The sequence below is a fragment of the Companilactobacillus sp. FL22-3 genome, from assembly GCF_054881455.1.
Map to the genome: position 1 here is coordinate 25,708 of NZ_JBTYYZ010000015.1, position 13,245 is coordinate 38,952.

Consider the following 13,245-nt stretch of genomic DNA (forward strand, 5'->3'; position numbering starts at 1 on the left):
TCTGATTTACTTCTTTTTCATCTGTATTCTGATTAACTGATAAATGAAAGATAAAATGACTGTGATAACTGTAAATACAAAAGTAGGTGTGTTCCAACCCTGAAATAGAAACAAAACTATTGCAATTAACAACGTGATGATCGTAACTATTCGTACTAATAAATCTGGTCTGTTCATGCTTCTTACTTCCTTTCACTTGTCTGTCTTGGATTGTGTTTCTTGTTTTGTTAATGCCTCTAATATTTCTGTTGTAGTGCTCCTGTTAAACGCTGTGGTGAGGTCTTTAGCATTGATACTAAAGTAATGTTCACTCAACTCTTTTAGATCACCCCAGGTCGCACTCCCGTGGGTTTCAGTGTCCGCAGTTTCCCAAGCTTTATGTTTGCTATTTCGTTTCAAGGCAAAATAGATGGTGTATAGGATCACGGCGACACTGACAATAATTAGTACTGGGTTCTTTTGGCCCAAATACAAGTTGTAATAATGCCAGGGGTGTAAAGCTAATTGTTTTAACACCGTTGGCATATGATCTGCAAAAGTTAGCTTATAGTGCGACAAGGCCATGACTGATCCAGCTAAAATCTCCGCTAAATACAAGCCAATGATTAGCGTTAGTAGATATGGCCAGCTGACTTTAACGCTGTTTAATAATTTGTCTTTCATTTAATCACCTACTATCTGTTTAATTCTTTGTTGGTTGGTGCCGGTGTACCGTTGCTTACCATGGATCAAGGTTGGTACTGACGTTAATTGATATTGCTGAATGTAGTGCCGATTCTGCGGTTGATTCATGTTAATCAAGACGATGTTGTGACTGATTGCGTTGTGCCAATAAATCTGATGAAAAATAGCTTGGCAATCCGGGCAATCATCACGATAGAAGAACAACACTTTTTCAGGGTGCTTAGCCAGCGTCACAACTGGCCGCTGTTTTTCCACGTGATTGACGTATTGATGACCAGTAAACCCGCTAACGGCTAAAACCACCACGATTACCGCTAGGGCCTTACCAACCCGCTTAATTAAGGTCACTGGCTTTGAAGCTACTGCCTAAGTTTTGGACTGCGGTGATTCGATTCGTGGTGGTATCGAAAGTCACTTGATAAAGCACCGTCGCCTTTTGCCAGTCGTTGTCGCCACTCTTACTTTCATAACTGACGACGGCCAAGCCCTTCATGTTTTGCCCCTGCTTGCTTTGCGTATACAGGTTCAGTTGGTTTAACTTGGCTGAAACACTATTGCTATCACCATACGTGCCTTTATTTGAAAAGTATTGCTGATATAGCTTGTCGGAAATCAAGTCTTTCACGCCATCTTTACGCTGCCCGTAGGTCTTGGGCTTAAAGTTATTCATGACCTTAAAGAACTTGGTGACTACCGTATTAAAGCTAAGTTCAGCCTGACTTTTGTCTTTATTATTTTGGTAGGTCTTATAACTGTCAATTTGGGTGCTCAATAACTGCTTTTGTTGGTTGGTTTTAGTCAATTGCTGACTAACTTGTCGCTTTTGCTGTTGTAAGCGACTGATCTGTTGTTGCGCCTGCTTAACTTGGCTATGTTGATAGGCATTCGCCCCTAATGACATGACTAAGATCAAACTACCAATCGCAATACTTAAAACCATGCTGCGTTTCATTTACTCGTCCTCCTTACTTCTTGATTGGCCGAGCTAACGTCACATCGCTACCACTTAGTAAGCTATAAAAGGCGGTGCCAAAGGTGCTTTCGTTAACTTTGTCACCCGTACCACCTTGCTCAATGATCTTGGTGGCTTTGCCTTGCCATTTGCCTAGCAGAATGGCAGTATGCCCGTTGTTGCCGGCTCCCACACCTTGATTGACGATGACAATATCGCCGGCTTTCGCGTCATTTTCACTAATCTGTTTCAGATATTGATGACTGCCTTTGGCGTCACTTGCCATCGTACCGGTAAACCAGCCCATGTTGGCCGGTACCTTGTAACCAGCTTTATTAAGCGCTAACCAGACAAAGCCCGAACAATCCGTCCCACCGGTTTTGTTAGGGTTCTTTAAATCGCTACCTAAATCGGGGTTGGGGTGGGTTTGCACATAGTAGAAGTCACCTTTCATACTTTCCGCATTTTTGACGATACTCCCACCGGAATAGCCCGGGTCACTATCACAACCTAGCTCGGTCAGATCGCCTGAACTCGCATTGTCTAAGGTATTACCGGCCACGGGATCACTCGCCCCGAACACGGAATACCAGTGATCGGCATACCCGTATCTTTGGCTTAAATACCATTGTTCCGGGTTCTTACTCATACCCTCGTAATCCATTAACCAAGATTTGGTCGCTTTATGCACGTCCGTATATTTAAAAATCTGCTTGTTTGACGCATAGTAACTACTGTTCAATTCTTGGTCGAGATAATCCAACTGTACCCCGAGATTGGTCGCTGATTTGTTTTCTTTGTGGGCTAAATCTTCCAGCTTATCTTTTCGACCGCCTAACCACTGGGCTAAGCCCGTGGCCCCGGAACTTGAATTAACCGAATTAGGATCAAGGCGACTTTCTAGTTGTAAGACCCCCAATATACCGGCGGCCGCTTGTGGGGTGGCACCATACTTCTGTTTCCAGTGCGCATAGATATTTTTAGCATTGGTTGTCATATCCTTGCTATCAAGCTGGGTCTGGGTGGTGGTAGTCGAATTATCACAACCGTTTTCTTGCAATTGACCTGTTACTGCCGCAATTAACAAGATGATTAGCAGAATGGTGCCACCCACAATATAAGCAATCAATTTCCACTTCTTTTTCTTATATTCAAATGACAATACCTGCATTTAATCACCCACTTTGTGCTTGGCCTGATCAACTTGTTTTTGCGCTGCTGATTGGTCACTCTGCGCGTTCTTTAAATCCGACTTAGCCGAATCCACCTTCTTGTCTTTGTCCTTATCTTTACTGCCATCAATCTTGTTGGCGTCATCTAACTTCTTTTGGGCGTCGCTAACTTCGTTCTTAGCGGCATTGAGACTTAACAGGGCTTTTAAATACTTAGCTTTAGGACTGTTCACGCCGGCTAATTTGGTTTGGACGGTCTGGGCGTCTTGCGTATCGTTATGGGCGAGGAAAGCTTGCCCCATTCTCAATAAAACATCACCGTTCGTCGTAAAGGATAATTGGTTATTGAGCATATTGGTATCGTAGTTAACAATCGCTTTTTCAAGCTTCAACTGGTCTTTTTGCTTGCTTGTCGCCTTAGTTGGTAATTCCCACTTGGCAACCTGCCCGCTATCCTTGTTGGCATAAGCCGTGTTGACAACCTTATTCAACTGGCTTGGGTCAACCTTTAAAGCTTGCTGGTACTGACCATGCTTTAAAAAGACACTGACTTGCTTAGTTGCAGGGTAGCCGGCCCGTTTCATATCTTTTTGCGCTTCCGACCATTGGTGATCATTTAAAGCGGTCTGAATTTGACCGCTATATTTTAATCGCGTGACCTGGGCTTGGTTCTGGTTAGCTAAGCTTTGATACTTTCGTTCGTCACTTTTATGAACTAAGCCGACGGCCAAAACGGCCACAATCGCCACTCCGGCCACGCTCAACCATAAACGTTGTTTGGTTTTCTGCTGGGCCGTTTCAACTTCCTGCCATTCGTGATAGCTCACAAAGTCCTCAATGCCGTTAACCACTTCCGTTAACTCATTTAACGACGTAGCGTTAGCTACTTGTTGTAAATAGTCGTCCGGGTGTTTAGCTAGGGCTTCTTTAGGATTGCTTAGTAGCCGTTCATAGGGTGTCCCCGTCAAACAAAATAGAATCAGCGCTTTGTATTTAGCTAAATTGCTATGTTTGTCATCATAAGGCATAAGTTCATTGGCCCGGTAAGCGTACCAAACATGTTGCATGGGGTAATACCACAGATTAGCTGGGTTTAAGGCAATACGATACTGGCTATCGTTAACCACATGTTGCGCCATGATTTCCTTGGCAATCGCTGACCGGATCGCCTTATTTTCCTGCGGTAATTCCTTTAATGATCTGACCTTATCCGGCAAGGTATAAGTTAAAACGACCTTCTGGCCTTGCTCAACCACGTTGACTAACTGCAAGAACTTGGAATCAGTTTGTTTTAATTCGTTTAGCTCACTCAACTGGTCATATCGAAACTGATTGTGATTGAGTTCGAGAACTAACTGGTTTCCCTGTCGCTTGAAGGTGCCAACCTCGATATTCAATAACTGGTTTGGTTTACTCATTTAAAGTCCCTCCTTCCTCCTCGGTGGTAGTTAAAGCGTCAATTTCACTGGGAGTTAAGATCACGCGCTTTTGATAATCCGGTTGTTCGGCTGTCTCACGATTGTATTTTTCTTGGTAAGCTTCTGGGTCGATTAGTCGTAATTCTTCTTCGGTCAATTCGACGCGCATAAAGGCGCGTTGGCTACCATAGATCATCAGGGCTTCGCCTTGTCTACGACGTTCTAGTAGCTTCTTTTCTTTATCCGAGAACGTCATACGCAATTTGGTAATCACATCATCAACGCCTTTACCGTCAAGGCCAAAGAATACTTTGGTATAGGAGTTCCCAATAATTGCTTCCCCAATGTTCTGCCCGGTATCTGTCGTGCCCTCGATTACATCTTGAATTTGCTGTGTTCCGGCAATCGCTCCGGCATTGTACTTTCTAAACCGCTTGTATGCTTGGTGGAAAAAGGTGGCGGCCGCTTTGTGCAAGGTCAAAAAGTGAAATTCATCAACAAACAATTTCTTGCGGCTATGCCGATCTTTGGTAATTTCGTCCCATAGATACTGGAAAGTATTCAGATAGGCGGCTGATTGGACTTCCTGCTCACTTTGTAGCGGTTTTAAATCAAAGGAAATGATTTTCCCTTTTAAGTTAACGTTGGTATGGCCGTCAAATAAACTGTTAGAACCATGGGTATAACTGCCTAAGATGTAGTAGAAGTCTTTGACCCGATTGAATTTGTCGGCGTCCTTATCTGCCAATTTTTCCAACTCGTCATAAACATTGGATAAGGTCGGCCACTGATCGTCTTTAATTTCTTTTAAGCGGCTATATTTCAAAACGCCACTGTTGACGTAAGCTTGTTTAACGACATCATCAAGGATTGCCAGTTCAACTTGGGTAATCCCGGTTTTAAGAACTTCAAAGAACCCCTTTAATCGCTGGATTTTATCTTTAACTAGTAAATCGAGGTTTGTGACCGCTTCATCGGCGCTTAAGATTTCTTCGGAAAAGATTTGTAGCGGGTTAATTTTGTACTTAGCATTAGAAGTTAGGTGCAGGACTGCCCCACCTAGGGCTTCGACAATTTTGGTATATTCATTTTCTGGATCAATAATGTAGAGTTGATAGTCTTGAATGGCGTAGCGTAGGATTTTTTGGATCATATAGGTGGTCTTGCCGACCCCCGAGGTCCCGATAATCACTTGATTTTGATTTAGGGTCTTGTTGCGATCCAACATATCTACGGCAATTAAGCTGTTGGTATCTTTGTTAACTCCTTCAATATCGCTTCTCGGTTTTAAGTCCAGAATTTCAGCGTCATCAAAAGGAAACATACTGCTGGCAACTTCGGTATTACTCTCTTTATAGGTGTAATCCCCCATGAGGTTCTCGTTAATTGGCATGGTTGACCAAAATGCTTGGAAAGTCGCTTTAACGGGCACTAAGGGCTTCATTTGTAGTTTAATCAACGTATTCTTAACGCTTTCGGTTAAGTCATCTAATTCTGCTAAATTGTTGGCCCGCAGATAAATCAGCATATGTTGGTACACAAATGTGGTAGAATTATCGAGGTATTTATCTAGTTGCATGTTGGCTGAATCAATATAGTTTTGCAGAATTTTCTTTTTATACGGGTCGAACGTATTGAGCTTCTGCGCTTCCTTATTTTGAATCGTCTTCTTGTAATAGGTAATCATTGAATTGTTACTGGCGCTGTCGATATATTGCACAATATCGATAACGCCTTTTTTGCGCTTCAATTCTGACAACCAGTTGCCGTAAACCCGCTTGGGATAGTCAGCAATCGCTAACACCCGAATAAAATTCTCGCCCGACTGGACGTAGGTGGGGTACTGTTCCCAGCTAAACGGAAATAGTGAATGCAAACTGTCGCGATCAATCAGCTTGGTAAAATCCTCAATCTCCGGTTTAGGCTTACTACCCGTTTGGTCGCTGTTGCCTTGGTTATGCTCTTTTTTAGTTGGCATAAATAAATCAATGACCTTATCACCAAAACTCATCCTGTTTCCCCCCTATCCATTAAAATTGATCAAGTTCTTTAAAATCTCTTGGACTTCTTGACTAGTCAAAACTTTGGCCGTCACATCAAAATCCGTTAACGCATTTTCAATGTCTCGTTTAACCTGTTCGATCTTTTCGTCTAAATGAGTGACGGCTAATTTTAAGCTTTTAACGCTCTTGTCTTTAATCGGTACCTTAACGATTAGCAGATGTTGCTTAGTTGTCATGTTTTTGGATTCTTGGACTTTAGTAAAGTGATCCAAGTAACTGGCTATGAGCTGGATTTTGAACTGTTGCTCCGGGTGGCCTTTTTGTAAGGCGAGATACCGCCGTTTGAGACCATTGAGATAAGCCGTCATATTGACGGTAATCGTTGGCTCTAAGAACTGTAACGTGTCATCAACGCCTTCACCTAAGGTACTCATGAGAAACGCGCCATAGTCCTCAAAAACGTCCTGTTGTTCGGTTTCATTAAGTAGATCAAGGTTGATCCCACTAACTTCCAAAATGCCAACGAGATTACCCGTTTTGGTAACTTCGTAATTACCATACATACCCACCACCAAGCTCATGTCATCAATGGTCTCTTTGCCATAATTGATTTTAGGCGGTTGGTAATCCCAATCGAGTTTCGCTGATTTATTGGCGGTTTTGCTCTTCTTCAAACGCATTTAGTTCACCTCGCTTCTTCGGTTTTAAATAAAACAGTTTCTGACCATTGGCATAGTGGCGTTTCAACTTAAAGTTATCCCGCACTTTAATATTCTTCCGCGCCGCAACTGGCCTAATTGTTAAAATAGCCATGACAATCGTCATGGCTAAGACAACAATCACTATTTTTATCAGGACTAAGATCAGACCATAGGGTGGGATCGCAATAAAAATTAAGCCCACTAGTCCTGCCAGCGCCGCATAGCCAAAATCCTTCAAGGTGTAGTCTTTCCAGATCCCGTAATCTTTATCTACGTTCTCTGGGAAGATAAATTCTTTTCCTTTCTTCATTTGGCAGGCTCCTTTTTAAATTAAGTGAATAGGCTGTAAACCCAAGGTAATAGCCAGATAATCGCTGCCGCTAGGGCCACTAAACCAGCCACCCGACCAACCGCGTGATAAACCTCTGATTTTTCTCGCGGATCGTCTGCGTCAGGCATTCTTTTGATAATAATAAATAGTGCGACACAAATCCCGACTAAAACGACCAACCCAGTTAAAATACCTTGAATCGTCTTACCAGCGCTGGTTAGCTTGCTTTTAACTTCGCCACCGTCCGCCGCCAAAACAACCTGGGCGTTCATCAAGCCCAAATAGATTGCAGTAGCTCCAGTAGTTGCTAGCGCTTTTACTTTGCTGAACTTCATGTTATTCCTCCTTTCCCTCGTCTTCTGATGACCGTAATTGAACTTGTTCTGCCTGCGTTTCTTCTGGCTCACGCTGATAGAACTTGTTCATTTGTTCCTCGGCAATTTGCTGGCTTGGTAATGGATCGGTGGCTAATTTGACGCGGCCGTTTTCACTCGTGGCTAAGTAATACTCTTTTTCTGACTGGCCTAATTCTTGGGTCTCTAAGACATGCAAATTATGTTCGTAACGGTCTAAGGCGTTATCAACTTCTAAGCCATAGAAACCTAAGAAACCTTCCAGGAAACTCTCACCAAAAAAGGTCATTTCATTTTTGATCTGCTTATATTGATGAGTCGGTTTATCACTTACCAATTTTTCGGCCTTTTTAGCATTTTGACTGTCTTGGTGGCGATTAAACCAACCACTAAGCTTTAACGGCTCAGTCTTCAACTGGCGTTTAACGGTCTTCTTAATCATTGCTTGCCGAACTTCATCGATTGGCTGACCGTCTTGATCTAATATCGCTTGTAGCTGCTTCTGGTCAGTTAGTGCTTGGTCGTCATCAACCACAATCGCCTTTTGGTCATCATGTAGTAACTTGCCATTAATGCCTTGCCAGCTTTCTACTTTCATTAAATCACCTCCTCAAAAAAAGCGCGTTAGGGACGCTAAACAACTAGCTTTCCCCTAACCCGCCCGGTAAAATGGATTATTAGGAGGGTGACACCTAGAAGTTGCGGTTCTAGGTGCTGATCCCCGTTAGCAACTTCACTGCTTACGAGGACGCCCTCTTTTTTTATGTGGTTTTTAATCCATTCAATGCCATCTTCAGATATTAATTTAACTTTGCCCGTTTCCATGAGCATTTCACTTGGCAACTCGTTAGGGTGCCGTCTTAACCAAACACTCACGTACGTACTACCTCGTTCAAGCTTGAGACTAGCTTGAGCTAAGCTAAACCATTCCTGTTTCTTTGTCACATGTGAATACTCCTTTCCCTATATTATGGGTTCATTGTACCATTAAATGAGCACGTTGGTGCACTTTTAATTTTACATTTAGATTACAAGTGCATGCCCCCATCTTCATGCCGGTTTCGAGTTTGGTGTTGCCGTTGCTTTTTCGTCATTTCCCACTCGGTCTCCTTTAGCCCACGTAGTTGCTGCTTTCTTAGATAGTCCGTATTTTTCGCATATAAAATGGTCATTAAGGCTTCGTCCAAAATATTCATCAGATAATTTTTCGAGCTAGTTGGGTGGTAATTAATGGCCTGATAGTCCTTAACTTGAGCTTGCTTATATTGATCAAACCGCATTGCCTGTTGTTTCAAACGGGTTTGTACCATTTCAATTTGTTTGTGATCCAACTTAGGATCTTGGCCACATTCGCCGATAAACAGTTGCCGAGTGCCATCATGTTTTAAGACCCGTTGTAATCGGTGGTTCTGAATATCTTTTAATTCAATTTTACCTAACAGGTAATTCAAACCAGCTTGGTGTTGCTGACTAGTAAAGACTACCGGTGGCTGCTGTTGCAATTGACTAAGATCATTGGCGCTTAATGGCTTTAATTCTGGGTCATAGTAAACCACAGCGGTATAGATTTGCTCCTTGTCAATCGTCTCTAGCTTATCGAGGTCACTGTCCGGAAAAGCAGTCGTTAGAATGCTGTTGTATTGAGTTTGCACCACGGCTTTAACTTCCCGCATGACCCGTAAATTTTTCACCGCTTTAGAAATGAATTCGAGTTCGTTAGGTTGATAAGCGGCTAGCATGCCCCGATCAGTATGCTTCAAATCGTCTAACTGGTGACCATGTTTGGCTAGTACCGTGGTTAATTGCTTCTCAATTGTTTGGGCCTGCTGATTAACTAACTGCCAGCTGGTATACGGCCGCTTGGTAAACGTCAATAATTGCTGGGTCAGTAAGTCGTTTCGAATATCCGCTAACCGTTCTGCCAATTCGCTACCTTTGAAAATCGTTTGTTCACTATTAGTTTCTTTAATCAGTTCCCGTCGTTCAGCGGCGGTTGTCTGTTCAAAATTAAGTTCCGGATAAAGCTTTTTCGTTGCTCGTTCCACCACTTTATTTAACAACTGATTAGCTTGTGCTAGTGATGTCGTTTGCTGGTCAATGGTCAGTAGTTGTTGAGTTACATCTTCACCAACCGCGTGTTTAATTAATAAGCTGTTTTTCCAATTAAATAGCATGCGCTGTTTATCATCTAAATGTTCTAAATCGACATAGGTTTTCAATTGCTGACTTAGATGACTAATTGTGTGTTTTTCAGAGAACGATAGCTCGTCAGTTAACGCGTCAAAATGTTCATGATTTCTTATCTTTTCGTCAAGATTATGATATTTAGCTTGAGCGTTTCTTTGCGCTCTAACTTGTTGATTAAATACTTTTCGATTTTTTCTTTGGCTGTTAATGCCTTCGTGTTGGGTAGGTGTCTCTTGAATCCCTTGATCGACAAACGATTTTTCACTAATCCGATCCGGAATATTTTTTTGTGCTAAAGACTGATTAACACTTGTTGCCCAATTATGCCGCCACTCATTAATTTTTTCCTTTTTATCCCAATCAACCAACCAAATTTTTCTTTGTTTTGGAAACCCGCTTTTGGTTAAAAGTTGCTTGCCATTTTCATCTTTAATGTATTGCGTCTTTGCTTTTAATCCCCAACTACCATCGGGGTTAAATGGGCGATTGGTTAACATCACATGTGCATGCGGATTGTCTGGGTGATCGCGATGAATTGCTACGTCAGCTACCATACCTTGATCGACAAAATTTTCTTGCACATATTTTGTCAGTAATTCCTTCTGTTCGGATTCACTTAATTCTACCGGTAAAGCCACGTTAAATTCTTTCGCATACCGTGAGTTTGATTTACGATCGTTCTTTTCAACTTCATTCCATAATTTTTCTCGATCACTGGCCCATTCTGGTGCATTTTTGGGGGTTAAAATAAAGCTTTCTGGAATTACCGATCGGGCATAGAAATATCGGCGACCTTCTTTATCATCAAATAATTTTTCACCACTTCGATAAGCCGCACTGGCAATCGCACTTCGTCCTTTTCCAGCACTAATATTACTAAAACTAATATGAAATATTGCCATGTTATTCACCTCTTTACTTTGATTCTATGGGTTTTCTTCTGTTGTCGACATCGGCGACTTATAATACAGGTTTTTGGGGGGTTAGCACAACATAGAATTTATTCTATGTGTAAGTGCGCATTGACCTCGTTTCACTCGGTCTTCTGTTTCTCTTAACTTTAACTTAGTGTATGCCTTCCGCTTCGCTATTTCAACTTTTATACTTTGACTTAACGTTTCCCTTATGATATAGTGTCGGTGATTATTTCTAATATGATTGGAGGGATCATTATGTCTCAAAGCAACTTAGAAAAACAAGAAGCTAAATTAAAAGCCCTTAATCAAAAAATTAAGGACGAAAAAAATAAGATTGAACAACGGCTAGGTAAACAAATCATCAGTCAAGCCAATTTAGATTATGCTAATTTGTCTAACGATCAGATTAAGCTTTTAGCTAAGCAATTTTCTGAATTTTTAAAGGTAAAGTCCGTAGATCATTAGCCATACGAGATGGGGAAATTCCATGTCTAATCAATATGAAAAACTAGTCGAGCAACAAGCGCGTTTAAAACAAAAAATTGAGCGGGAAGATTTTAAATTACGGCAATCTAAATACTATGAAAATCGGCAAGCCCGCAAAGACCGTTCTCGCCGATTAATTCAAAAAGGGGCTTTATTAGAAAAGTACTTCCAAGCTAATAACCTCTCGGTCGAACAAACCGAAGAACTTTTAAAAATATTTGCTGACTATGTTAACGCCCATAAACCGGATAAATTAAAAAACGATCAACCTAATAACTAGGCCGATCGTTTTTATTTTCAGGATTGTTTTTTGGCTTAATTTCTGGATTGTGTTTAGCAAAGTCTTTTAACTGTTTTTGAATTCTTTGTGTAAGCTCTGCTTTACTTTTTTTGTGCTTCCTTTTACTTGATCGCTGTTGAATTATCTTTTGACCTTTACCTCTTCTTTTTGATTTTAGGTCAAGCGTAAAATCTGAAATTTTATTTTGATCTAGCTTACTTAAATGACCGATTTCTTTAAAGTTTAAACCGGCTTTGGGAAAGCGATAAATATTACCAAGATCGACCCAGGAAGGTTTCTTCAACCCAGCGGATTGCCAATCTTGAATCGGATAATATTGTTGCTTGATATAAGCCGACTTCTTTTCATACTGACTAGTAATTTTAAAAGCCTCGACCTTCTGTTCTGATACCCGACGAATTAAAACTGGCCGAGACTTGCCACCGTTAGTTTCTACAAAACTAACGTATAGGCTGACTAAGTCATTAGTCCTCATCTGGATCGTTGAGCCAATCAGCGACCTCTTTAGCGTCTTTGAACTCGGTGACTGGTGCCCCTTCGGTCGCCTTTAAAAAGCGTAAATTAGCTCTTTCTTCTTCGCTTAAAGACGCATTAAAAGGTAAAGCACCATTAGCAACAATCCGCTTGTAAAACATGTTAATGGCCGTGGTTGGACTTAAGCCCAATTCGCTTAAAATTGCTTCGGTATCATCGGCCAAATCTTTATCAATCTTGACTTGGACCCGTTTCTTTTCCTTAACTGCCATGATTGTCTCATCTCCTTTATTTTGCTACTACCATTGTACTACCTTTTGAGTACCTTATCAATAGATAAATCCTTGGCCTCAAATCACTTGAGCTTGGTGTTGATCTAAAGGCTGAACTTTTGAGCTGGTTAGCCTGGTTAGCTCTGACACTCATTTAAAAGCCCCTATTCTTATGTTTAAACCATTTAAATCTAACTTAAGCTAAATTAGGTTAGTAAGTCTTAAAATCGCTTAGAAAGAATTTTGTAGCCTTTTAGGACTAGTAGTACAACCCACTGTTATCGTTGTCGGCCGATTTTTCTTCTTCGGGGTGTTTGGCCGCATATTCTCTAGCCGCTTGTTTATTCCACCAAACGCCAAAGAGGTTTTGCATGGTGCCGTATAAGTAGTTCTCAACATTCTTGATGTGCTTCTCATTGCTTCTCAGGGCGTTAAAGTAGCGTCTCAAGGCTTTAGTCATTAAAGGTTTCAGTTCCTCATCATCAAGTGGGATTATGACACCAATATCTTTGTGATCTTTCTCAACTCGGTACTTAGCATTTAAGATAATGCCAATGAAGCGCCGCATTTGTTGTGGGGTACGGCTTCTGGTTCTAAGAAAACGGGTAAGCCACTGTCTTCATCAGTTAAGAAGTCATTAGCATGGTTCACCAAATCCTTGTTTTGTTTTTCAATTTCTGCTGGTGAGAAATTGGCTGTGGAAAAATTTAATTTTTGAGTATCTATCTTGTATCTATCTTTATCTTTTTCTTTAGGTTCTTTATATAGATTAACTGCACTTTTTGCAGTTCCGCTTGTAGCAAGGGTTTGAGACACTTTTGGGCTATCTTCACCGCGTAAATAGACATCGGTTGCTTTCACATCGAGCTTGGACAGATATAAGCGATTCGGTTCATTCTTTTTTGTTTTTGGGTTAAAGCCCAGTTGTTTTTGCATCAGCAAATGAGCGGATTCGAGTTCTTTTTTAATTTTGACGACTTTTTGATTATGGCAA

General features: G+C 41.4%; 17 protein-coding genes and 1 pseudogene. 2 read left to right on the forward strand and 16 right to left on the reverse strand.

The window, feature by feature from the left end:
- Positions 1–192: 192 nt before the first annotated feature.
- The 12 genes from ACYT32_RS11645 to mobQ all read right to left on the reverse strand — a co-directional run bounded on the left by ACYT32_RS11645 (position 193) and on the right by mobQ (position 10,703).
- On the reverse strand, positions 193–663 hold the full coding sequence (locus tag ACYT32_RS11645) for a conjugal transfer protein (RefSeq protein WP_216747850.1): 471 nt from the start codon (positions 661–663) through the stop codon (positions 193–195).
- Positions 664–1,032: a thioredoxin family protein gene (locus tag ACYT32_RS11650; protein ID WP_216780061.1), complete on the reverse strand. Its 369-nt coding sequence runs from the start codon at positions 1,030–1,032 to the stop codon at positions 664–666.
- Entirely contained in the window at positions 1,019–1,636 is a 618-nt protein-coding gene (locus ACYT32_RS11655; RefSeq protein ID WP_216747852.1) for a hypothetical protein, read from the reverse strand. The genes ACYT32_RS11650 and ACYT32_RS11655 overlap by 14 nt, the downstream gene beginning before the upstream one ends.
- 13 nt (positions 1,637–1,649) lie before the next feature.
- Positions 1,650–2,807 carry a phage tail tip lysozyme gene (locus ACYT32_RS11660; RefSeq protein ID WP_216747853.1) on the reverse strand — a complete coding sequence of 386 codons (1,158 nt, stop codon included), beginning with the start codon at positions 2,805–2,807 and terminating at the stop codon, positions 1,650–1,652.
- The gene (locus tag ACYT32_RS11665) at positions 2,808–4,226 is read right to left on the reverse strand and encodes a type VII secretion protein EssB/YukC (protein ID WP_216747854.1); all 1,419 of its coding nucleotides are present in this window, start codon (positions 4,224–4,226) and stop codon (positions 2,808–2,810) included.
- Positions 4,219–6,237: a VirB4 family type IV secretion system protein gene (locus ACYT32_RS11670; protein ID WP_395266350.1), complete on the reverse strand. Its 2,019-nt coding sequence runs from the start codon at positions 6,235–6,237 to the stop codon at positions 4,219–4,221. The genes ACYT32_RS11665 and ACYT32_RS11670 overlap by 8 nt, the downstream gene beginning before the upstream one ends.
- 12 nt (positions 6,238–6,249) lie before the next feature.
- Complete coding sequence (trsD, locus tag ACYT32_RS11675; RefSeq protein ID WP_395266351.1) at positions 6,250–6,909, reverse strand: TrsD/TraD family conjugative transfer protein; 660 nt, start codon at positions 6,907–6,909, stop codon at positions 6,250–6,252.
- A complete protein-coding gene (locus ACYT32_RS11680; RefSeq protein ID WP_035457693.1) occupies positions 6,878–7,240 on the reverse strand; it encodes a hypothetical protein in 363 nt (120 codons plus the stop codon). Before ACYT32_RS11680 ends, trsD begins: the two co-directional genes overlap by 32 nt.
- Positions 7,241–7,260: 20 nt before the next feature.
- Entirely contained in the window at positions 7,261–7,596 is a 336-nt protein-coding gene (locus tag ACYT32_RS11685) for a CagC family type IV secretion system protein (protein ID WP_024855764.1), read from the reverse strand.
- Position 7,597: 1 nt separating this feature from the next.
- Positions 7,598–8,212, reverse strand: a complete 615-nt coding sequence (locus ACYT32_RS11690) for a hypothetical protein (RefSeq protein ID WP_395266352.1) — start codon at positions 8,210–8,212, stop codon at positions 7,598–7,600.
- A 35-nt stretch (positions 8,213–8,247) separates the two neighbouring features.
- Complete coding sequence (locus ACYT32_RS11695; RefSeq protein WP_076662029.1) at positions 8,248–8,559, reverse strand: hypothetical protein; 312 nt, start codon at positions 8,557–8,559, stop codon at positions 8,248–8,250.
- 83 nt (positions 8,560–8,642) lie between these two features.
- Complete coding sequence (gene mobQ, locus ACYT32_RS11700; RefSeq protein WP_395266353.1) at positions 8,643–10,703, reverse strand: MobQ family relaxase; 2,061 nt, start codon at positions 10,701–10,703, stop codon at positions 8,643–8,645.
- A 252-nt stretch (positions 10,704–10,955) separates the two neighbouring features.
- On the opposite strand from mobQ, the gene ACYT32_RS11705 reads away from it, so the two are divergent.
- Together ACYT32_RS11705 and ACYT32_RS11710 are read left to right on the forward strand one after the other, a co-directional pair.
- Positions 10,956–11,183 (forward strand): hypothetical protein, encoded by a 228-nt coding sequence (locus ACYT32_RS11705; RefSeq protein WP_076639168.1) that lies wholly within the window; start codon positions 10,956–10,958, stop codon positions 11,181–11,183.
- 22 nt (positions 11,184–11,205) lie between these two features.
- The gene (locus tag ACYT32_RS11710; RefSeq protein WP_395266354.1) at positions 11,206–11,484 is read left to right on the forward strand and encodes a hypothetical protein; all 279 of its coding nucleotides are present in this window, start codon (positions 11,206–11,208) and stop codon (positions 11,482–11,484) included.
- Here the strand turns inward: ACYT32_RS11710 and ACYT32_RS11715 are convergent.
- The 4 genes and pseudogenes from ACYT32_RS11715 to ACYT32_RS11730 form a co-directional block, all read right to left on the reverse strand.
- Complete coding sequence (locus ACYT32_RS11715) at positions 11,474–11,980, reverse strand: hypothetical protein (protein WP_395266356.1); 507 nt, start codon at positions 11,978–11,980, stop codon at positions 11,474–11,476. The two genes, ACYT32_RS11710 and ACYT32_RS11715, sit on opposite strands and share 11 nt — an antisense overlap.
- Entirely contained in the window at positions 11,970–12,251 is a 282-nt protein-coding gene (locus ACYT32_RS11720; protein ID WP_395266357.1) for a type II toxin-antitoxin system RelB/DinJ family antitoxin, read from the reverse strand. Before ACYT32_RS11720 ends, ACYT32_RS11715 begins: the two co-directional genes overlap by 11 nt.
- A gap of 259 nt (positions 12,252–12,510) precedes the next feature.
- Positions 12,511–12,819 carry a hypothetical protein gene (locus ACYT32_RS11725; RefSeq protein ID WP_003599254.1) on the reverse strand — a complete coding sequence of 103 codons (309 nt, stop codon included), beginning with the start codon at positions 12,817–12,819 and terminating at the stop codon, positions 12,511–12,513.
- Positions 12,792–13,245, reverse strand: a pseudogene (locus ACYT32_RS11730) (replication initiator protein A); the annotation flags it as partial. The gene ACYT32_RS11725 and the pseudogene ACYT32_RS11730, both read right to left, overlap by 28 nt.